Origin of the sequence: Phenylobacterium sp. CCH9-H3 (assembly GCF_001557235.1) — a bacterium.
GTDB lineage: Bacteria > Pseudomonadota > Alphaproteobacteria > Caulobacterales > Caulobacteraceae > Phenylobacterium.
Genome location: NZ_LSJI01000303.1, coordinates 1 through 271, shown reverse-complemented (window position 1 = coordinate 271; position 271 = coordinate 1). Strand labels below are relative to the sequence as shown.

Genomic DNA, 271 nt, shown 5'->3' with positions numbered 1-271 from the left:
CGACGGGCGTGACCCGCGTCGAGGACATGATCAACAGCCTGCCCCAGGCCTTCGCCGCCCAGGGCGCCTCGGTGTCGAACGGCTCCACCGGCACGGCCACCATCAGCCTCCGCGGCCTTGGCGCGACCCGCACCCAGGTCCTGATCGACGGCCGCCGTCTGATGCCCGGCACGCCGAACACCACCGGCGCGTCCTTGGCCGCCGACATCAACTTCATCCCCTCGGCCCTGATCGAGCGCGTCGACGTCCTGACGGGCGGCGCCTCGGCCGT

At 72.7% G+C, this 271-nt stretch carries 1 protein-coding gene; it reads left to right on the top strand.

Annotated features, from left to right (window positions below; all coding sequences use genetic code 11):
- Positions 1-271, top strand: a 271-nt coding sequence (locus AX721_RS26565; protein WP_156467403.1) for a TonB-dependent receptor plug domain-containing protein, incomplete at both ends; no start/stop codon positions are given.